The 19464-nt window shown below is 58.0% G+C and carries 17 protein-coding genes; 12 read left to right on the top strand and 5 right to left on the bottom strand.

What is annotated here, in order from left to right; genetic code table 11:
* Positions 1 to 73 precede the first annotated feature (73 nt).
* From Q675_RS21290 to murB, 9 genes are all read left to right on the top strand, one after another.
* A complete protein-coding gene (locus tag Q675_RS21290) occupies positions 74 to 2494 on the top strand; it encodes a DNA internalization-related competence protein ComEC/Rec2 (RefSeq protein WP_031210972.1) in 2421 nt (806 codons plus the stop codon).
* Positions 2495 to 2566: 72 nt separating this feature from the next.
* A complete protein-coding gene (locus Q675_RS21285; RefSeq protein WP_014421239.1) occupies positions 2567 to 3193 on the top strand; it encodes a MotA/TolQ/ExbB proton channel family protein in 627 nt (208 codons plus the stop codon).
* A gap of 5 nt (positions 3194 to 3198) precedes the next feature.
* Entirely contained in the window at positions 3199 to 3624 is a 426-nt protein-coding gene (locus Q675_RS21280; RefSeq protein ID WP_014421240.1) for an ExbD/TolR family protein, read from the top strand.
* The gene (msbA, locus tag Q675_RS21275) at positions 3624 to 5393 is read left to right on the top strand and encodes a lipid A export permease/ATP-binding protein MsbA (RefSeq protein ID WP_023010440.1); all 1770 of its coding nucleotides are present in this window, start codon (positions 3624 to 3626) and stop codon (positions 5391 to 5393) included. Before Q675_RS21280 ends, msbA begins: the two co-directional genes overlap by 1 nt.
* Positions 5390 to 6451, top strand: a complete 1062-nt coding sequence (lpxK, locus tag Q675_RS21270) for a tetraacyldisaccharide 4'-kinase (protein WP_023010439.1) — start codon at positions 5390 to 5392, stop codon at positions 6449 to 6451. Before msbA ends, lpxK begins: the two co-directional genes overlap by 4 nt.
* Positions 6444 to 6632 (top strand): Trm112 family protein, encoded by a 189-nt coding sequence (locus Q675_RS21265; RefSeq protein ID WP_011785222.1) that lies wholly within the window; start codon positions 6444 to 6446, stop codon positions 6630 to 6632. Before lpxK ends, Q675_RS21265 begins: the two co-directional genes overlap by 8 nt.
* Before the next feature lie 20 nt (positions 6633 to 6652).
* Complete coding sequence (kdsB, locus tag Q675_RS21260; RefSeq protein ID WP_023010438.1) at positions 6653 to 7438, top strand: 3-deoxy-manno-octulosonate cytidylyltransferase; 786 nt, start codon at positions 6653 to 6655, stop codon at positions 7436 to 7438.
* Positions 7431 to 7910 (top strand): low molecular weight protein-tyrosine-phosphatase, encoded by a 480-nt coding sequence (locus Q675_RS21255; protein WP_023010437.1) that lies wholly within the window; start codon positions 7431 to 7433, stop codon positions 7908 to 7910. Before kdsB ends, Q675_RS21255 begins: the two co-directional genes overlap by 8 nt.
* On the top strand, positions 7907 to 8938 hold the full coding sequence (murB, locus tag Q675_RS21250; protein ID WP_014421246.1) for a UDP-N-acetylmuramate dehydrogenase: 1032 nt from the start codon (positions 7907 to 7909) through the stop codon (positions 8936 to 8938). The genes Q675_RS21255 and murB overlap by 4 nt, the downstream gene beginning before the upstream one ends.
* 65 nt (positions 8939 to 9003) lie before the next feature.
* Here the strand turns inward: murB and Q675_RS21245 are convergent, their stop codons facing one another.
* Positions 9004 to 10737, bottom strand: coding sequence for a proline--tRNA ligase (locus Q675_RS21245; protein ID WP_023010436.1), 1734 nt, complete (start codon positions 10735 to 10737; stop codon positions 9004 to 9006).
* A gap of 126 nt (positions 10738 to 10863) precedes the next feature.
* On the opposite strand from Q675_RS21245, the gene Q675_RS21240 reads away from it, so the two are divergent.
* A complete protein-coding gene (locus tag Q675_RS21240) occupies positions 10864 to 11487 on the top strand; it encodes a TetR/AcrR family transcriptional regulator (protein ID WP_023010435.1) in 624 nt (207 codons plus the stop codon).
* Here Q675_RS21240 and Q675_RS21235 read toward each other — a convergent pair.
* Positions 11475 to 11972: an Lrp/AsnC family transcriptional regulator gene (locus Q675_RS21235; protein WP_023010434.1), complete on the bottom strand. Its 498-nt coding sequence runs from the start codon at positions 11970 to 11972 to the stop codon at positions 11475 to 11477. The two genes, Q675_RS21240 and Q675_RS21235, sit on opposite strands and share 13 nt — an antisense overlap.
* 142 nt (positions 11973 to 12114) lie before the next feature.
* Between Q675_RS21235 and leuA the strand changes: the two genes are divergently transcribed.
* Positions 12115 to 13809 carry a 2-isopropylmalate synthase gene (gene leuA / locus Q675_RS21230; protein ID WP_011785215.1) on the top strand — a complete coding sequence of 565 codons (1695 nt, stop codon included), beginning with the start codon at positions 12115 to 12117 and terminating at the stop codon, positions 13807 to 13809.
* A 100-nt stretch (positions 13810 to 13909) separates the two neighbouring features.
* Here leuA and Q675_RS21225 read toward each other — a convergent pair whose 3' ends face one another.
* The 3 genes from Q675_RS21225 to xseA form a co-directional block, all read right to left on the bottom strand.
* The gene (locus tag Q675_RS21225; protein WP_011785214.1) at positions 13910 to 14119 is read right to left on the bottom strand and encodes a cold-shock protein; all 210 of its coding nucleotides are present in this window, start codon (positions 14117 to 14119) and stop codon (positions 13910 to 13912) included.
* A gap of 313 nt (positions 14120 to 14432) precedes the next feature.
* Positions 14433 to 16358 carry a propionyl-CoA synthetase gene (locus tag Q675_RS21220; protein ID WP_264673077.1) on the bottom strand — a complete coding sequence of 642 codons (1926 nt, stop codon included), beginning with the start codon at positions 16356 to 16358 and terminating at the stop codon, positions 14433 to 14435.
* Between the two features lie 62 nt (positions 16359 to 16420).
* Positions 16421 to 17800 carry an exodeoxyribonuclease VII large subunit gene (xseA, locus tag Q675_RS21215; protein ID WP_036192778.1) on the bottom strand — a complete coding sequence of 460 codons (1380 nt, stop codon included), beginning with the start codon at positions 17798 to 17800 and terminating at the stop codon, positions 16421 to 16423.
* A gap of 190 nt (positions 17801 to 17990) precedes the next feature.
* Between xseA and guaB the strand changes: the two genes are divergently transcribed.
* Complete coding sequence (gene guaB / locus Q675_RS21210) at positions 17991 to 19454, top strand: IMP dehydrogenase (RefSeq protein WP_022991076.1); 1464 nt, start codon at positions 17991 to 17993, stop codon at positions 19452 to 19454.
* The last annotated feature ends 10 nt before the right edge of the window (positions 19455 to 19464 follow it).

The following is a 19464-nucleotide window of genomic DNA, read 5'->3' as shown; positions in this document are numbered from 1 at the left end:
GCCTGTTTCCTGGCTTTGAGTAATCACTGGAGCCCAGAGGCTGCCAGCGCTATCGAAAATTGGAGGACAAGGATTGTCCGAAAACCCAGTTTCCAACCGGGTCAGCAGGCTCGGTGTTGGACTCGCCAGCATTCTCGCCTTCTCTTGCGGCGTTATCTTACTGTATCGGCTCGCAACCTTGCCACCATATCCATGGCTGTTTGTGCTGGTTGGGTTAATGTTGCTGGCTATGTTCTGTCGATACCAGCGCATACAGAGGCTCGGGCCCGTGGTGGTTGCTGCGACGCTGGGGTTGGTCTGGGCCGGCTGGAATGCCGATATGAGACTGGCCGAGCGCCTGCCTTCGGAGTGGGAAACCAAGCGCATTGTAGTATCCGGCTATCTCTGTGATTTGCCGACGCCGGGAAGCTTTGACAGTCTGAGATTCGGATTCTGTGTCCTGCACTGGCAGGCACCTGGCGTGTCGGTAGATAACAACTTGCCCCGCGTCCTGCGACTATCCTGGTACGGCAGGGAGGGGCGCAGGCTACCCGACCATCGCCTGACACTGGAGGTCACTCTCAAGCGTCCTCACGGCAACCTGAATCCAGATGGGTTTCGCTACGAAGACTGGTTGTTCCGTCACGGCTATCGGGCGACCGGTTCCGTTAAACAGGTCTCTGCGGCACCGGAGCTGTCATGCGCACTGCAATGTCAGTACCACGCCTGGCACTGGCGAGCATCAAAGAAGTTGCAGCGTTGGTTTGGTGAAGCGGAATACTACCCCCTGATTGCGTCTCTGCTAATGGGTAACCGGGGTTCTCTGGAAGATCATCACTGGCAGGTACTCAAGTCGACCGGCACCATTCATCTGGTGGCTATTTCTGGTTTGCATCTGGGTCTGGTGGCGGTCGGCGTTGGTCTGTTGGCGCGCTGGGGCTTGCTGTTGCTGCCGGTTGGTGGTCTGAGTGAGCAGGGCCGGCGTTCTCTGGTTTTTCTGGTGGTTGTGCTCAGCTGCCTTGCCTATTCGCTATTGGCCGGTTTTACCGTACCAACCCGGCGGGCCCTGGTGATGGTGGTTGCCGGCGGCTGGTATCTGCTCAAGGCAAGACAACAGAGCGGCTGGCGGCCCTTTGTGCTGGCTCTGGCAGTGGTGCTTCTGATGGATCCGTTTGCGCCTCTGGACCAGGGTTTCTGGTTGTCTTTTGGCGCTGTCGGGGTGCTGCTGGCGGTATTTTCAGGGCGTCTGGGTTCGTCGGGTTGGTTATCGGCTTTGTTGATAGCCCAGTTGGCGGTCTTTGTCGGGTTGTGGCCAATGTTGATGCTGGTGCATCAGGGCCAACCTCTTGCAGGCTTCGCGGCCAATCTATTGGCGGTGCCCTGGGTGTCGTTTGCCGTCATGCCGGTACTGTTCCTGGGGTCCATCATCGCTCTTCTTTCCGGGGGGTGGCTCCTGCCCTGGGTATCGGCCGGGTTTGACCTTGTCCTGGGGGCGCTATGGTGGTGGCTGGAGCTGGTGGCCCGGTTCCCGGCAGGGCAGATGCAGCCTCTGCCACTGCCATTGGCAGCAGGTTTGGCGTTGCTGGCGCTTTGGGGGATTCGCTGGAGGGACTGGCGATGGCGGGCATTGCTGGGCGTTACCTTCCTGTTGCTCAGTGTTCCCTGGTCAGGTGCAGGAATAGGCAATTCCGTCACACAGGCACCTGAAGTCCGGGTGTTGGATGTGGGGCAGGGGCTGTCAGTTGTGGTTCGCGCCGGTGGCCGGGTGATGGTGTATGACACCGGGCCGGAAGTTGCGGGCGTCTACTCCGCCGCCGATTCGGTGCTGGTGCCGAATCTCCGGGCAATGGGCGTCGAGGTTATTGATCTGCTGGTCTTGAGCCATGCTGATAATGACCACGCCGGCGGTCTTGAGACGTTGTCTGGGCACTTCGCGATCAAAAGGGTGATTTCCGGAGAGCCTGCTCTTATTGCCGGGCGCGTGCCGGCGACGGTGGAAGGTTGTCGCCCGGGGAATATCCGGTGGCCGGGTCTGGTGATGTCGCTGTGGCAAAATCCGTTGCCTGCGGACGGGAATGACGCTTCGTGCGTGATACGCGTGTACCACCCGTCCAGCAACAGCGATTTCGTATTGACCGGGGACATCAGCCGGAAGGTTGAGCAACTGATGCTCGGTGGCGGCGGCCCAGAGTGGCTTGAGAACCGCGTTGCGCAGCGGGTGGTGCTGGCGCCACACCATGGCAGCAAAACTTCATCTTCAACACGCTGGGTACAGGCGGTGGCGCCGGATCAGGTGATCTATACGGCGGGCTACCGGCACCATTTCGGGCATCCGCATGCGGAAGTAACCGATCGGTACCGCGCCAGTGGTGCCGTGCCATTGAACACGGCCTGCTCCGGCCAGATCACGCTCAGGTTCGCAGATTCAGGCCTGCTTATAAGTGAGCTCTGGCAGACACAGCCTTTCTGGATAGCGTCTCCGGGGCTTGCCAGGAGTGAATGTAAAATACCGTGACAATCCGGGTGTGGCCTGCACCGACAGCTATGCTAAAGTAGCGCGGCTTGTAACTAATCAGGGAGATCAAGCGTGTTCGAGCTGTTGAAAGCCGGTGGCATCCTGATGGTGCCCATTGTTGCCTGTTCCATCCTGGCACTTGCCATCATTCTGGAACGAATCTGGACCTTGCGGGCCTCTCGGGTCGCGCCCCCGCAGTCTATTAACGAACTCTGGCGCTGGATCAAGAAAAAAGAGCTTAACGGTCGCAAGCTGAAAGCCTTGCAGGCATCTTCGCCACTTGGCCGGATTCTCGCCGGCGGCCTGATCAACGCCAAACATGGTCGCGAGATCATGAAAGAAAGCATCGAACACGAGGCCAGCCAGGTTATCCACGAGCTGGAGCGTTTTCTGAATCCCCTGGGCACTATCGCCACAATCACGCCACTGTTGGGCCTTTTGGGTACCGTTATCGGCATGATCAAAGTGTTTGCCGAAATCCAGTTGGCCGGCGTCGGCAATGCCGGCAACCTGGCCGGAGGCATTTCCGAGGCATTGATCACCACTGCGGCTGGCCTGAGTGTCGCCATTCCTGCTCTGATCTGTCACCGCTATTTCATCCGTCGCGTAGACGAATTGGTGGTCAACATGGAGCAGGAAGCCATCAAACTGGTGGAAGTGGTCCACGGAGACCGCGAAATCGACGTTGAAGGAGCCTGAACGCCGTGAAGTTCAAGCGCCAACGAAGCCAGGAAGTCGGGGTAGATCTGACGCCACTGATTGATGTGGTGTTCCTGCTGCTGATTTTCTTCATGGTGTCGACCACATTTACCCGGGAGAGTCATCTGCAGGTGGAGCTTCCGGAAGCCAGTGCAGAGCCGGCAGCTCCGTCTGAGGTCCGGCAGATTGATGTGGTGATCAATGCCGAGGGCCAGTACTTTCTGAACGACCGACCACTGGTTAACAATCGCCGGGAAACCCTCGAGCGTGGCGTCAGTGAGCTGGCCGAAGGCGACAACAGCCTGCCGTTCATCATCACTGCAGACGCCCAAACCCCCCATGAATTTGTGGTGCGGGCCATGGATGTTGCCGGTCGCCTGGGGTTTGCCAAGCTGAGCATAACCACAGAGCGGGAGGCTGAAAGCCAGTGATGCAGACAAGGCCGGAGCCGCTCAAGACGCCACCTGCCGGTAGCTGGACCACCTACAAACGCCTGCTCAAGTACGTCAAGCCTTTCTGGTTTGCGTTCTCCCTCGCCGTGTTCGGAAACATCATTTACGCCGCTGCATCCACCGGGATGGCCGCGGCGATGGAATATGTGATCACGGCGATCGAGAATCCGTCCGACCAGAACCGGATGTTGCTGACCGGGCTGATCGTGGGTGTTTTTGCCTTCAGAGGCGTTGGTACGTTTTTTAGCCAGTATTTTATCAGCTACGTCGGGCGCAACGTGATCAACGCCTTACGCAACGATGTGTTTGATCGCCTGATGTCTTTACCGTCACGATACTATGATGAAAACGCATCCGGGCGTCTGGTCTCGAAGCTCACCTTTAACGTTGAGCAGGTCGCGGATGCTGCGACCAATGCGGTGACTATCACCCTTCGCGAAGGGCTGACCATAGTGGGTCTGCTCGGCTTCATGCTGTACACCAACTGGAAGTTGACCCTGATTTTTCTTACGGCCGGTCCGGTCATTGGTCTGGTCGTGAATTATGCCAGCAAACGGTTTCGTCGAATCAGTAAGCGTATTCAGGGTTCCATGGGCGATATCACCCATGTGGCCTCCGAGTCGATCACCGGATACCGGGTGGTGCGCACCTTCGGAGGCGAAGATTATGAACGGGAGCGGTTTCGTGAGGTCAGTGCCCGTAACCTGAAACAGAGCCTGAAAATGGCTTCTACTCAGGCGATCAGTGTCCCGGTCATTCAGGTGCTGGTGGCTTTTGCTATCGCCGCGCTGGTGTGGACCATGCTTGCGCCGGAGATTCGGGGTGAGATGTCGACTGGTCAGCTGATTGCGTTCATCACCGCGGCGACGACGATGGCCAAGCCCATTCGCCAGGTCACTTCCGTGCACGCCAAGATTCAGAAGGGTGTGGCGGCTGCGTTTGATGTGTTCGAGACCATGGATGAAAAGCCGGAAGAGGACCAGGGCTCCTACAACCCGCAGCGGGTCAAAGGCGACATCACATTTGACCAGGTGTCTTTCCGATACCGGGATCAGCTCGACAATGTGCTTGAAGGGATAACCATCGATATTCCAGCCGGCCAGAGTGTCGCACTGGTGGGCCGGTCAGGCAGTGGTAAGTCGACCATGGTCAGCCTGTTACCCCGTTTCTACGAGTACACCGGGGGAGCTATCCGCATTGATGACCATGAACTGAAGGAGTTTTCGCTTCAGTCCCTGCGTGCCCAGATTGCTCTGGTGAACCAGAACGTGGTGCTGTTCAACGATACCATCGCCGCCAACATTGCCTACGGTTCCCTGCGCGACTGCAGCCGGGAAGAAATTATGGAAGCGGCTGAAAAGGCCCACGCGCTAGAGTTTATCAACCGCATGCCGGAAGGGCTCGACACCATGATTGGCGACAATGGTGTGATGCTTTCCGGTGGCCAGCGCCAACGGCTTGCGATTGCGCGGGCCATCCTCAAGGACGCCCCAATTCTCATTCTGGATGAGGCGACATCGGCGCTGGATACGGAATCCGAACGCCATATTCAGGAAGCGCTGGAAACGGTTATGCAGGGCCGTACCACGCTGGTGATCGCACACAGGCTATCCACCATTGAGAAGGCCGACCGGATTCTGGTCATGGACAATGGCCGCATTGTTGAGTCCGGAAGTCATGGTGAGCTGTTGGCTGCGGGTGGGGCATATGCCCAGCTGCATCAGATTCAGTTCAGCGAGCACGCATGAGCACCAGCCTGGTTGACCGGCTTTGGTACGGGCAGGGCAGGCCTCTTGCACTGCTCACACCACTGGCCTGGTTATATCGGGCGGTGTCTGAGTCCAGGCGTCGAAAGGCCTGGCATGCGCGAAACGAATTGCTGCCGGTCCCGGTTGTGGTGGTGGGCAATATCACCGCTGGCGGCACTGGTAAGTCACCTCTCACTGCCAGCCTGGTTCAGTGCATGAATCAACATGGCTGGAAACCGGTGATTCTCAGCCGTGGCTACGGTGGTAAAAGCTCTCAGTACCCCTTACTGGTCGCTGACGGGACCCCTGCGGGCATCTGTGGTGACGAACCCCTGATGCTGGCACGGTCCACCGGATGCCCGGTGGTGGTTGACCCGGATCGCTGTCGTGGGGCTCGCTGGGCGTTGGAGAATGGCCTGGGCGATGTACTGATCTGTGACGATGGCCTGCAGCACTACCGTCTGCCCAGAGACATTGAACTGGCAGTATTTGATGCCCGGCGTGGCACTGGAAACGGTGCCATCATTCCGGTCGGTCCGCTGCGGGAGCCGGTTGAACGGTTGAACGGTGTCGACTTTGTCGTTCTTAACGGAGCGGAGTTTCCGGAGGCTGGCGAGACCATCGATAGCTTTGCCGGCGTTGATCATCCGGAGATTCATGCCATGGAGCTGGTGCCCTCGGCTCTGGTGAATCTGAATTCCGGTGAGACCCTGTCGCCGGGGCGGCTTGAAGGTAAACCGGTACGGGCGGTGGCGGGTATCGGTAATCCCGGTCGATTTTTCGATACCCTCCGGACTCTTGGCGCTCACGTCAATGAAGTGCCCTTTCCTGACCATCATCATTTTCGCCCCGAAGACCTGGCGTCGGGCGCTCTCGAATGGTTGGTAATGACGGCCAAAGATGCAGTGAAGTGCCAGGGCTTTGCTCCGGATAACGCCTGGGTCTTGACGGTTCAGGCCCGGTTGTCGGAACCTTTTGAACGGCATTTTCTGGAACGGCTCAGAGCCTGCTCTGGCCAGTTGCAACCTGATATCAGCGAGGAATCGAATCATGGATAAAAAACTGCTGGCCATGTTGGCCTGCCCGGTGTGCAAGGGTGAGCTCAAGCTCAACGATGCCCGCACCGAGTTGATTTGCTACCAGGATGCCATGGCGTTCCCCATTCGTGAGGGGATTCCGGTTATGCTGGCGGTTGAAGCCCGCACCCTCAGCACAGACGAGCGCCTCGACAAACACTGAGTCACCCGCAGGACGCAACCATGTCATTTACCGTTGTCATTCCCGCTCGATACGCTTCCAGTCGTTTGCCCGGCAAACCTCTGGCCATGATTGCCGGCAAGCCGATGATCCAGCATGTCTGCGAGCGGGCGAATGAGAGCCGCGCCAGCCGCGTGGTGGTCGCGACCGACGATGCCCGTATCGAGGAGGCGTGTCTTGGTTTTGGTGCAGAAGTCATCATGACCTCGCCCCATCATGCCAGTGGCACAGACCGCCTTGAAGAAGTGGCGAGGAAGCTGCAGCTGGATCCGGATCATCGCGTGGTCAACGTTCAGGGGGACGAGCCTCTGATACCGCCTGAACTGATCAATCAGGTTGCCGATAACCTTGAACAGTACCAGGAGGCCGCCATCGCAACACTGTGCGAGCGGATTCACGATGCCCGCCAGGTGTTCAACCCCAATGTTGTGAAAGTGGTCTTCGATGCCCGGGGCATGGCTCATTATTTCAGTCGGGCACCGATTCCCTGGGCCAGGGACTTCTGGCCAGCGGGGGCTGCTACCCAGGATGTGGACCTTCCGGATGGCATCGGCTATTTCAGGCACATTGGCATCTATGGTTATCGTGCCAGTGTGCTCAGTGAGTTTGTTACCTGGCTGCCGGCCCCCACCGAACGGGTGGAATCCCTGGAACAGTTGCGGGCACTCTATAACGGCGCTCTTATTCATGTGGATGTGGCGGACCGGCCACCGGCTCCGGGGGTAGATACCGAAGAGGATCTGGCCCGTCTGCGGGCGCTGATGGAAAAAGGGGGTTCCCATGGCTGATCGCGTAAGTGTCTTGTTTGTCTGCCTGGGCAATATCTGTCGCTCTCCCAGTGCTGAGGGCGTTTTTCGCCACCTCGCCCGGGAACAAGGCCTGTTCGGCAGACTGCATATTGATTCCTGCGGCACCGGCAACTGGCATATCGGTAAATCTCCGGACGAGCGGGCAACTGCCGCCGCGGCGCGCCGTGGTATCGACATCAGCGACCTTCGTGCCCGCCAGTTCCGTGCAGAAGATCTGGATCAATTTGACTATGTGCTGGTGATGGATCGGTCTAATCTCGCGGATGTTCGAGAGGTCTGGCACCAGAATGGGGGCACGGAGCCGCGCTTGTTTCTGGATTACGGTGACTCCCGGTTGGCCGAGGTGCCCGATCCTTACTACGGCGGAGAGGATGGATTTGAGCACGTGCTTGATCTGATTCATGACGCCAGTTCCGGCCTCCTGGACGAAATCCGGAGGCGGCTGGCTTGAGTCAGGATCTGCAGATTCAGGAGTGGGCCAGCCTTCAGGGATTGAATACCCTGGCTGTGCCGGTAACGGCCCGATACCTGGTGGAAGTCGAAAATCCGGATCAGCTCAAACAGGCGCTTTCCTGGGCCTGTAACCACGAACAGTCCATTCTGGTACTGGGCGGTGGCAGTAATCTGGTGTTTGCCGGCGATTATCCCGGCCTGGTCATCCGGATGGCACTGCGTGGCCGAAGCTGGGAGCAGGTAGACGATCACGGCGCGGTACTGGTGTTGAAAGCCGGTGAGAACTGGCACGAGGCTGTGCTTTACGCCGCTCGTTCCGGTTATCGCGGGATCGAGAACCTGGCGTTGATCCCGGGCACCGCCGGTGCCGCCCCGGTACAGAACATCGGGGCTTATGGCACCGAATTGGGTGACTGTCTTGACAGTGTCACGGTACTGAACCGCCAGACTCTGAAGGTTGAAACCCTGCCTGCAAGCGCCTGCGAATTCGGTTATCGCGACAGCCTGTTCAAGCACCGGCCGGGCCTCTACATCATCCTTGAAATCCGGCTCCGGTTGTCCCGTAATGCGCCTTTGAAGATTGGTTATCGGGATCTTCAGGATTACTTTGGCGACGTTAACGAGGCTGAGTTAACACCCCTGGCGGTGGCCGAGGGCGTGATGGCTGTCCGTCATCGCAAACTGCCGGACCCTGCGGTATTGCCGAATGTAGGCAGTTTCTTCAAAAACCCGGTTATAGGATTGGCTCAGTTTCGGGAGCTTCAGGCCCGGTTTCCGGATGTTGTGTCCTATCCCGCGGATAGTCAGGTCAAACTGGCGGCTGCATGGCTTATTGACCAGGCGGGATGGAAGGGGTTTCGTAACAGCCGGGTCGGGGTTCACAACCGCCAGGCGCTGGTGCTGATCAATCATTCCGGTGGAACTGGCCAGGATGTGCTGTCCCTGGCTGATGACGTGCGCCAGTCTGTGCTTGAGAAATTCGGCGTTGAGCTGGAGATGGAGCCGGGGATTGTGGGCAACGCCTGATCTGCGGAGACGTCGTTAACACACCGGAAGGCTGGGGGCAGCCTTCCGGTGTGTATGGTTCAGGGTTACAAGCCGCCTTTGGGCGATGCCTTCACCAGGAACGACAGAGCCTCATCCACAGGAATGTCCTGTTTTTCCTCGTCCCGCCGACCCTTGTATTCCAGGGTTCCGGCGCTCAGGCCGCGTTCTGAGACCACGAAGCGGTGGGGGATGCCAATCAGCTCCATATCTGCGAATTTCACACCCGGGCGTTCGTTGCGGTCATCCAGCAGAACATCGTAGCCAGCTAGGCGAAGCTGTTCGTAAAGCTTGTCGCCAGCCTCGGCCACCACCGGAGATTTGTGACCATTCAGGGTAACAATGGCCACCTCGAACGGTGCGATGGCATCCGGCCAGATGATGCCCTTCTCGTCGTGGTTCTGCTCGATGGATGCCGCGACGATGCGGGAAACGCCAATACCATAACAGCCCATTTCCATAATCGAAGTCTTGCCGTGTTCATCCAGAACCGAGGCGTTCATGGCCTTGCTGTACTTATTGCCCAGCTTGAAAATGTGGCCAACTTCAATGCCGCGACGGATCTCCAGTGTGCCGTTCCCATCCGGGCTGGCATCGCCCTCGACCACATTGCGAAGATCTTCCACACGGCTGATTTCGGCATCACGTTCCCAGTTTACGCCAGTCAGGTGATAATCATCCTTGTTGGCGCCGCAGACAAAATCTGCCAGGTGTGCTGCGCTGCGATCCACGATAACCGGCACCGGCAGCTTGACCGGGCCGATGGAGCCTGGCTTGCAGCCGATGGCTTTTTCGATTTCCTCGTCGGTTGCCATGGTCAGCGGCTCGGCAATGCCGGGGAGGTTCTCAGCCTTGATCTCATTCAGGGTGTGATCGCCGCGCAGAATCAGGGCCACCAGGCCGGATTCACCATTCTCATCCGCCTCTGCCTTTACCAGCAGTGTTTTCACACTGCGCTCAGCCGGCAGGCCCAGGAACTGGGAAACAGCGTCGATGGTGCGTTGACCCGGGGTATGAACCTCTTTCAGTTCCTCGCCGGGGGCAGGGCGCTCGCCGGCAGGTGCTACCGCTTCGGCTTTTTCGATGTTGGCGGCGTAGTCACCGCTGGTGCTGAATACGATGGCGTCTTCGCCAGAGGAGGCTAGCACGTGGAATTCATGGGAGGAGCTGCCACCAATGGAACCGGAGTCCGCCTGTACCGGGCGGTAGTCGAGCCCCAGCCGGTCGAAAATGTTGCAGTAGGTCTGGTGCATCACCTTATAGGTTTCATCCAGGGATTCCGCGTTCAGATGGAACGAGTAGGCATCCTTCATGATGAACTCGCGGGCGCGCATCACGCCAAACCGCGGCCGGCGCTCATCGCGGAACTTGGTCTGGATCTGGTAGAAGTTGGCCGGCAGCTCTTTGTAGCTTTTCAGTTCGTTCCGGATCAGATCGGTGATAACTTCTTCATGAGTAGGGCCGAAGCAGAAATCGCGGCCATGGCGGTCGTTCAGGCGCAGCAGTTCTCCACCGTACTGTTCCCAGCGGCCGGATTCCTGCCACAGTTCGGCGGGTTGTACCGCCGGCATCAGAACTTCCTGGGCGCCGCTCTTGTCCATTTCTTCACGGACGATTCGCTCCACCTTACGCAGGGTGCGCAACCCTAACGGCAACCAGGTGTAAAGGCCGGCGGCCAGTTTACGGATCATGCCCGCCCGCAGCATCAGCTGATGGCTGATAATTTCGGCGTCGGAAGGGGTCTCTTTCTGGGTAGCTATCAGGTAACGGCTCGCTCGCATCGTGTCTTCCGCTGTCATCAGAAAAGTGGGAGTCAGACTAATTGGCAAGGCGGGATGCCCGCCACAGCCTTTCATTGTCGTAGAGTGGGCGTTATTGTACGGAGCCTGCATCACAAGGTACAGATAATGACTGACGAATCCATCGATGTGTCACCCCGCCGGCGCCCGGTTCAGGCCCGCAGCCGGGAACGGGTGAACACCATACTGCAGCATGCTGCCGGGATCTTTCACGAGCAGGGCGTCGACAGCACCAGTATGTCGGCCATCGCCCGGCAGTCCGGCATGTCTCTGGCATCGCTTTACCGCTATTTCCCGAATAAAGCGGCGATTGTCAATGCTATTGCGGAGCGACATGTTGAGAAGATGGAGCAGGCGCTGAGGGCCAAGCTCCCGCAGCTGAGCCTGAGCGACGCGGTGGATGTCCTGATTGATCTGTTTTACGACTTCTACCGCACCGAGCCCGCCTATTCCGCGATCTGGAGCGGTGTGGAAGCCATGCCGGAACTGAGGCAGCTGGATCTTCGCGAACTCTACAGCAACGCCCGGGACCTGGATGCCCGTCTGCAGGAGGAGTATCCCGATTTGCCGGCAGATCGTCGCTGGACAGCCAGTTTGCTGTTACCCCGTTCTGCCGGCACGATTCTTCGGCTGGCGGCCACCCTGCCGGATGAGCAGGGCGTATTGTTGGTACAGGAAATGAAAACCATGGCCCGCGCTTATCTGGACAACCTGGTGGCTCAGGACAAATAGCCCAGCGGCAGCGCGGTGCTGTGGATGACGCGCCGGAGAACAAAGCTGGAGTGAACACCGCTAACGCCGGGAATACGGGTTATCCTGTTCAACAGGAAGTGGTGGTAGTGGTCCATATCCGGCACGACCACTTTGAGCATGTAGTCCGCACTCTGACCAGTGATCAGATAACACTCCTGAACCTCCGGGTATTCCCCCACCTGTTCCTCAAACGCGGCAAAGCGCTCTGGTGTATGCCGGTCCATGCCAATGAGAATAATGGCGGTCAGCGACAGCCCCAGTTTTTTGTGATCCAGAATGGTGACCGTCCGCACGATAATGCCCGCCTCTTCGAGGGCGCGAACTCGCCGAAGGCAGGGGGACGGGGATAGCCCGACTTTCTCGGCCAGTTGCTGATTGGTCAGTGAGCCGTCTTTTTGCAATTGTTCGAGGATTTTTCGGTCCAGCTTGTCAATTTTGACAAGCGTTTTCTCGGTATCGGGCATTTTCTGTCTCTTATTAAAGGATTTGTGAAATTATATGGCATTATCTGGTTGTGCGGCCAGAAAATGGCAACCAAATAGCTCGCTCCAGCCTTTACACTGTGTGTGTTCCAATCACTGTTTGATATCGGAAGGAATTTTCATCATGGCTTTTGACCATCGCAAATACGTTGCATTCCAGCCGGTCGCCAAGAAAGACCGTCGCTGGCCCGATCAGGTTATCCAGAAAGCCCCGGCCTGGTGCGCTGTGGATCTTCGGGACGGCAACCAGGCCCTGGTCAAACCCATGTCTGTTGCCCAGAAGCAGCGTTTGTTCGATTTGCTGGTCAAGCTGGGTTTCAAAGAGATCGAAATCGGTTTCCCGGCAGCCAGCCAGCCGGACTTTGATTTCTGTCGCAAGCTGATCGAAGAAAACAGGATTCCGGATGATGTAAAGATCCAGGTGCTGACCCAGGCTCGCCCTGAATTGATCGAGCGGACGTATCAGGCCCTTGAGGGCGCCAAACGGGCGATTGTGCACGTTTACAATTCCACCTCGACCGTGCAGAGGGAACAGGTGTTCGGTCTGGACCGGGACGGTATCCGCGATATCGCGGTCCACGGCGCCACCATCGTGCGGGACATCGCCGCCCGCTATCCGGACACGGAGTGGACCTTCCAGTATTCGCCAGAGAGTTTTACCGGTACGGAGCTGGACTTTGCGGCCAGTGTGATTGATGCCGTCAACGATGTCTGGCGCCCGGACCAGGGGCAACCGGTTATCATTAACCTGCCGGCGACTGTTGAAATGGCAACGCCCAATGTCTTCGCAGATCAGGTGGAGTGGATCTGTGACAACATTCGCTATCGGGAGCACATCAGCATCAGCCTGCATACCCACAATGACCGGGGCTGCGCGGTGGCCGCTGCCGAACTCGGCGTGATGGCCGGGGCAGATCGGGTGGAAGGCACCCTGATGGGCAACGGCGAGCGCACCGGTAACATGGACCTGGTCACCATGGCTATGAACCTGTATTCCCAGGGGATTGACCCTACCCTGGATCTGTCCGGCATGGCCGAAATCACCGAAGTGGTGGAGGCGTGCACCGAAATTTCCACTCATCCGCGTCATCCCTATGCCGGTGAGCTGGTCTTTACCGCTTTCTCCGGCAGCCATCAGGACGCCATTCGCAAGTGTCTCTCCCGTCGGAAAGAGGGCGATGCCTGGAACGTGGCTTACCTGCCCATCGATCCGTTCGATGTCGGTCGCCGATACGAGGAAGTGGTTCGTATCAACAGTCAGTCCGGCAAAGGCGGCGTCGCTTACGTACTCGAGCGCGACTACGACATTACCTTGCCGCGGTGGCTGCAGATCGAGTTCAGCAAGGTGGTTCAGCGCGAGGCTGAAACCAATGGGGGCGAGATCGACTCACACACCATTCACCGTTTGTTTGAAGAGCGATATCTGAAGGTGCACAGCGATTGGGCTCTTCGCTCCTATGACCTGCATCGGGATGACAATGGGGTGCGGGCCGAGGTGGTTGTTGGGGGTGATGCCGCGCCGGTTACCCTTGAAGGTCGTGGGTTGGGAGCCGTTGAGGCCGTTTCCGATGCACTGTCCCGGCAGTTTGGGGTCTCGGTGGCGGTTGAAGCCTATGATGAGTTTGCGCTGGGCGAGGGTACCAATGCCAATGCTCTGGCATGCATACGGCTCACAGCCAATGGCAAGCACTGCAGTGCGGCAGCCCTGGCAGAGGATACCACCTCGGCAACGTTGCAAGCTCTGTTCTCGGCTGTAGCCCAGGTGCTCGATGATAGTCGGTCCGAGTCTGTTTCTGCAGAAGCAGCCGAGACTGCCTGAACGGATAATCCCTTAAACAAACAGAAAGGCCGGTAATCCCAGGATTACCGGCCTTTCTTGTTTCTGCCCGTGAGGGGCATCAGGACGTTAACATAACGGCTTAGAGCGGCGTTACGTTTTCGGCCTGCGGGCCTTTCGGGCCCTGGGTTACGGTGAACTGTACCTGCTGACCTTCGGCCAGAGTACGGAAACCGTTTGCGTTGATTGCACTGTAGTGAACGAAAACGTCACTGCCGCCTTCCTGGGCGATGAAGCCAAAGCCCTTGGATTCGTTGAACCACTTTACGTGGCCGGTTTTGGTATCGGACATCGATCTTTCCTGTCTTACTGATAATTTTCCCTCACGGGACCTTCTTTCGAGCTGGGACATCCGGAGCGCACTGAGGAAGGGGCAACGAAAAGCCAAGGGCAGGACGTTGTAACGCATTCGCCAAATAACGCTGCAGAAGTACACAGCAATTTTCAGTATAGACCGACTTTGAAAGGCGTCAATTGTTTTTTTTATGATCAGCAAGTGTTTTTTAATTGATAAAAAACAATAAGTTGTAATCAAAGTGAAACCCGGGGCTGCTCTCGACCAAGAGCGCCCCGGGTGTTCTGTGGCTCAGCGGATGGAGGTTTGATCAGCGACCGAATTTCTCGCTGATTTCTTCCAGAATGGCCGGGTCGTCGATGGTGCTGGGTACCGTGTACTCCTCGCCATCGGCAATCTGGCGAATAATACGTCGCAGGATCTTGCCGGAGCGGGTTTTGGGTAAACGGTCAACAACGATAGCCCGGCGGAAACAGGCAATAGCCCCGATCTTCTCGCGAACCATCTCTACCAGCTCCTCCTCCAGTTCATCCTGGTCAATGGTGGCGCCATCTTTGATCAGCACCAGGCCAACCGGAATCTGACCCTTCATATCGTCATGAGCGCCCACTACGCAGCATTCCGCGATCGCCGGGTGGGATGCAACGACTTCTTCCATCTCGCCGGTAGAGAGCCGGTGCCCGGCGACGTTAATTACATCATCCGTCCGCCCCATGATGAAGACATAGCCGTCATCATCGATAAAACCACCGTCGCCGGAGCTGTAGAAGCCAGGGATTGGCTTGAGGTAGCTGTTCTGGAAGCGCTGGTCGTCGCCCCATACGGTCATCAGGCAGCCCGGCGGTAATGGCAGTTTGACTGCAACCTGGCCCTGTTCGCCCGCGGGTACCTGGCTGCCTTCCATGTCCACTACCTGAACGTTGAAGCCGGGTGAGGGCACGGTTGCAGAGCCGGGTTTCGTAGTCATCATTTCAATGCCGACCGGGTTGCAGCATATGGCCCAGCCCGTTTCGGTCTGCCACCAGTGATCGAGGATGGGCAGCCCGGTATGCTCCTTCAGCCATTCATAGGTGGGTGGATCCAGGCGCTCGCCGGCCAGGAAAATCCGTTTGAGGGAGGAAACATCGTAGCGGCTCAACTGATCTGCTTCCGGGTCTTCCTTGCGCACTGCACGGAATGCGGTGGGCGCGGTAAACAGCATATTGACCTTGTGGTCCTGAACCACGCGCCAGAATGCGCCGGCATCCGGGGTTTTTACCGGTTTGCCCTCGTAAAAAATGGTGGTGCAGCCGGTAAAGAGCGGTGCATAAACAATGTAACTATGGCCTACCACCCAGCCAACATCTGAGGCCGCCCAGTAAACGTCTCCGGGTTTGGCGTCGTAGACCAGCTTCATGCTGTAAGTGAGGGCAACGGCGTGGCCCCCGTTGTCACGGACGACGCCTTTGGGTTTCCCGGTGGTACCGGAGGTGTAGAGAATATAAAGTGGGTCGTTGGCTTTGACGGGTACCGGTTCGGCCGGGGTGGCGTTGGCCACGATCTCGTTCCAGTCAAAGTCTCGGCCTTCCTGCATGGTTGCCTTGACCTGTGGCCGCTGGAATACCACGCACGCGTCCGGTTTGTGGCTGGATTGCTCTATAGCCTTGTCTACCAGCGGTTTGTATTCGATCACCTTGGTAACTTCGATGCCGCAGGAGGCGGTAATCAGTGCCTTGGGTTTGGCATCTTCAATGCGAACGGCCAGTTCGTGTGCTGCAAAACCGCCGAAGACCACCGAATGGACTGCGCCCAGCCTGGCGCAGGCCAGCATGGCGATGGCTGCCTGGGGAATCATCGGCATATAGATGATTACGCGGTCACCTTTTTCTACTCCGCGGGCACGCAGGGCGCCGGCGAACAGGGCAACTTCATCACGCAGTTCGTTGTAGGTGAATGACTGTTTGGTGCTGGTGACCGGGGAGTCATAAATCAGGGCTTTCTGGTCGCCGCGGCCGGCACGGATATTGGCGTCCAGGGCTACGTCGCTGGTGTTCAGCTCACCGTCCGGAAACCATTCGCCATGGCCGTTATCGAGGGCGCGCCAGATCGTATTCGGGGCTTTGATCCAGTCGATGTGCTGCGCCTGCTCACGCCAGAAATCATCCCGCTGGTCAATGGACCGGCGAAATTCGGAGTTGTAGCTCATTGTGCTCCACCTCGGTTGTCCGTGTTGTTGTTTTATCGTTGTTATCGACAACTTTAGGAGCTTTGAAATCCGGGGCTAGTAGACCATAGGCGTAGTTGCCAGGCTCTGTGGCGCTATTCGCTCGAAGAATTGATCTCTGTCACCCGGGCGGACACCGAGCCATGGCCAAGTCTTGCGGTAATCTGACTGCCAGTTTCCAGATCACCAGCCTTGCGAACGATCCGGTCATTGTCATCCTTGACGATGGCGTAGCCTCTTCCGAGGGTGGCCAGGGGGCTGACAACATGAAGGGTTTGTGCAATGTGCTGTAATCGCTCGTCTTTTTGGCGCAGCTGGTGACGGGTCGCGAGTGTCAGGCGTTCCTCGAGACGTTGGGTCTGTTCTCTTACCGTTTTCAGGGTTCGGCGTGGGGATTGTGCGCTCATCCTTTGAAGCAGGTAATCGGTTTTCTGCTTCTGCTGGTCCAGTCTGTTACGGATGGCCTTGTTCAGTCGCAGCTCAAGCTCATCCATGCGTTGCGCCTTTTCCAGTAGTTCCCGTCGAGGATCCCTGAGCCGGGCAGACAGGTGCCCCAACTGGTTATCCAGCCTTTGCAATAAGCGGCGTGCAGACTGGCCAAGACGCCCCTGCTGCTCGGTCAGTCGACGGAGCCAGTCCTGCTGGTCGGGCGAGATCTTCTCAGCGGCGGCCGACGGCGTGGGGGCTCTCAAGTCCGCGACAAAATCAGCAATGGTGACGTCGACCTCATGGCCAACGGCGCTGACGGTCGGGATGGGGCAGGCGGCAATGGCCCGCGCGACGGCTTCTTCGTTGAAGCACCACAAGTCTTCCAGGGAGCCGCCACCCCGGCCGATGATCAGGACATCGGCCAGACCATGCTGCTGCGCCCGGTCAATGGCCTGGACAATATCGGCGGTGGCCGGCTGGCCCTGGACGGCGGTGGGATAGAGCGTGACCGGAATAGCCGGGCAGCGCCGCTTGAGTACCGTCAGAATATCGTGGATGGCGGCGCCAGTTGGCGAGGTAACCACACCAATATGTCTGGGCGTGGCGGGAATCGGTTTCTTTCGGGCCGGGTCAAACAGGCCTTCGCCCTGGAGTCTCGCTTTGAGGGCCTCGAAAGCCTGCTGGAGGGCGCCCAACCCAGCGGGCTCGAGGTGTTCCACGATGATCTGGAAATCCCCGCGGTTCTCGTACAGGGTCACCTTGCCGCGAATCCGGATCTGGTCACCTTCCCGGGGCAGGGTGCGGATGCGCTGGTTGGCGCCACGGAACATGGCGCAGCGGATCTGGCATTTCTGATCCTTGAGTGAGAAATACCAGTGCCCGGAGGATGGTCTGGAAAAGCCCGAGAGTTCTCCCTCCACCCAGACCTGCATAAAGCTTGATTCCAGCAGGTGGCGCGCCTGGTGGTTGAGCTCACTGACTGTGAGTGCTCGTGGGCGGGTGTCCGGATAAGGGGTGCTCACAGGGCGGGCTCCAGGATTATTCATAAGCAATAGCCGAAAGAGATGGCCAAAAATAACGGAAATTCAAAAAGATGCAACCAAATGGCAAAAACCGCGCGGTTTACTGTCCTTACGCACCACTTTATAATAGATCGATTAAGGATTTTGCTTTGTCGCACCGCCGCGGGTGCGGCACGGAAATTCCCAACTTAGCATGTTCAAAAGGCGGATCCCAATGCTGCGTATTGCCGAAGAAGCCCTCACGTTTGACGACGTTCTGCTCGTGCCCGGATATTCTGAAGTTCTCCCTCACCAGGTCGACCTGAAAACCCAGCTGACCAAGGGTATTACCCTGAATATTCCGCTGGTCTCGGCGGCCATGGATACGGTAACCGAGGCGGAGCTGGCCATCGCCATGGCCCAGGAAGGCGGTATCGGTATCATGCACAAGAACATGACGGTGGAGCAGCAGGCGGCTGCGGTCCGCAAGGTCAAGAAGTTCGAAAGTGGTGTGGTCAAGGATCCGATCACCGTATCTCCGGGTACCACCGTGCGTGAGCTGGTCGATATCACCATGGCCAACAATATCTCCGGCCTCCCGGTTGTCGATGGCAATGACCTTGTCGGTATCGTGACTGGCCGTGATATCCGTTTTGAAAGCCGCATGGATACCCCCGTCCGGGATATCATGACGCCCAAGGACAAGCTTGTTACCGTCAAGGAAGGCGCCGATCTGGAAGAAGTAAAAGAGCTTCTGCATCGTCACCGCATTGAAAAAGTTCTGGTGGTAAACGATGAGTTCCAGCTTCGTGGCCTGATCACGGTAAAAGACATTCAGAAAGCCAAGGACTATCCGCTGGCGTGCAAGGACGAGCAGGGGCGCCTGCGAGTTGGCGCGGCGGTCAGCACCGGTGGTGACACCGAAGCTCGCGTAGCCGCACTGGCAGAAGCCGGGGTGGATGTGATCGTGGTGGATACCGCCCATGGCCATTCCAGGGGCGTGATCGATCGGGTTCGCTGGGTGAAACAAAACTACCCGGATGTTCAGGTCATTGGCGGCAATATCGCCACCAGTGATGCTGCCATCGCCCTGGCCGAAGCTGGCGCAGACGCCGTGAAGGTAGGTATTGGCCCCGGTTCCATCTGTACCACCCGGATCGTCGCCGGCATTGGTGTGCCCCAGATTTCTGCGGTTTCCAATGTCGCCGCTGCCCTGAAGGACCGCGGTGTGCCACTGATTGCAGACGGCGGTATCCGCTTCTCCGGAGACATCGCCAAGGCCATTGCTGCTGGCGCTCACTGCGTCATGATCGGCAGCCTGCTGGCAGGCACCGATGAGGCTCCGGGTGAAGTCGAACTGTTCCAGGGTCGCAGCTACAAAGCGTATCGCGGCATGGGCTCTATCGGCGCCATGGGGCAGGGTTCCAGCGACCGTTATTTCCAGGATGCCAGCAAAGGCATCGAGAAACTGGTGCCGGAGGGCATTGAGGGCCGTGTGGCCTGTAAAGGCCCGATGCGTAATATCGTGCATCAGCTGGTTGGCGGTATCCGCGCTTCCATGGGCTACACCGGTAGCGCCACCATGGACGAAATGCGTACCAAGCCCGAGTTTGTTCGCATTACCAATGCCGGTATGCGTGAGAGTCACGTTCACGATGTGACCATCACCAAAGAAGCGCCCAACTACCGAATCGGTTAATCTTTGCCTG

Origin of the sequence: Marinobacter sp. EN3, assembly GCF_000475315.1 — a bacterium.
Lineage (GTDB): Bacteria > Pseudomonadota > Gammaproteobacteria > Pseudomonadales > Oleiphilaceae > Marinobacter > Marinobacter nauticus.
Note: the sequence above shows the minus strand (reverse complement) of the source record. Positions and strands in the feature narration are given on the sequence as shown.

Excerpts from the sequence above, each read along its gene's own strand:
- Q675_RS21255 (WP_023010437.1), top strand. The coding sequence starts at position 7,431 with ATGGCTGATCGCGTAAGTGTCTTGTTTGTCTGCCTGGGCAATATCTGT.
- Q675_RS21265 (WP_011785222.1), top strand. The coding sequence starts at position 6,444 with ATGGATAAAAAACTGCTGGCCATGTTGGCCTGCCCGGTGTGCAAGGGT.
- Q675_RS21245 (WP_023010436.1), bottom strand. The coding sequence starts at position 10,737 with ATGCGAGCGAGCCGTTACCTGATAGCTACCCAGAAAGAGACCCCTTCC.
- kdsB (WP_023010438.1), top strand. The coding sequence starts at position 6,653 with ATGTCATTTACCGTTGTCATTCCCGCTCGATACGCTTCCAGTCGTTTG.
- msbA (WP_023010440.1), top strand. The coding sequence starts at position 3,624 with ATGCAGACAAGGCCGGAGCCGCTCAAGACGCCACCTGCCGGTAGCTGG.
- leuA (WP_011785215.1), top strand. The coding sequence starts at position 12,115 with ATGGCTTTTGACCATCGCAAATACGTTGCATTCCAGCCGGTCGCCAAG.
- guaB (WP_022991076.1), top strand. The coding sequence starts at position 17,991 with ATGCTGCGTATTGCCGAAGAAGCCCTCACGTTTGACGACGTTCTGCTC.
- Q675_RS21225 (WP_011785214.1), bottom strand. The coding sequence starts at position 14,119 with ATGTCCGATACCAAAACCGGCCACGTAAAGTGGTTCAACGAATCCAAG.
- xseA (WP_036192778.1), bottom strand. The coding sequence starts at position 17,800 with ATGAATAATCCTGGAGCCCGCCCTGTGAGCACCCCTTATCCGGACACC.
- Q675_RS21240 (WP_023010435.1), top strand. The coding sequence starts at position 10,864 with ATGACTGACGAATCCATCGATGTGTCACCCCGCCGGCGCCCGGTTCAG.
- lpxK (WP_023010439.1), top strand. The coding sequence starts at position 5,390 with ATGAGCACCAGCCTGGTTGACCGGCTTTGGTACGGGCAGGGCAGGCCT.
- Q675_RS21235 (WP_023010434.1), bottom strand. The coding sequence starts at position 11,972 with ATGCCCGATACCGAGAAAACGCTTGTCAAAATTGACAAGCTGGACCGA.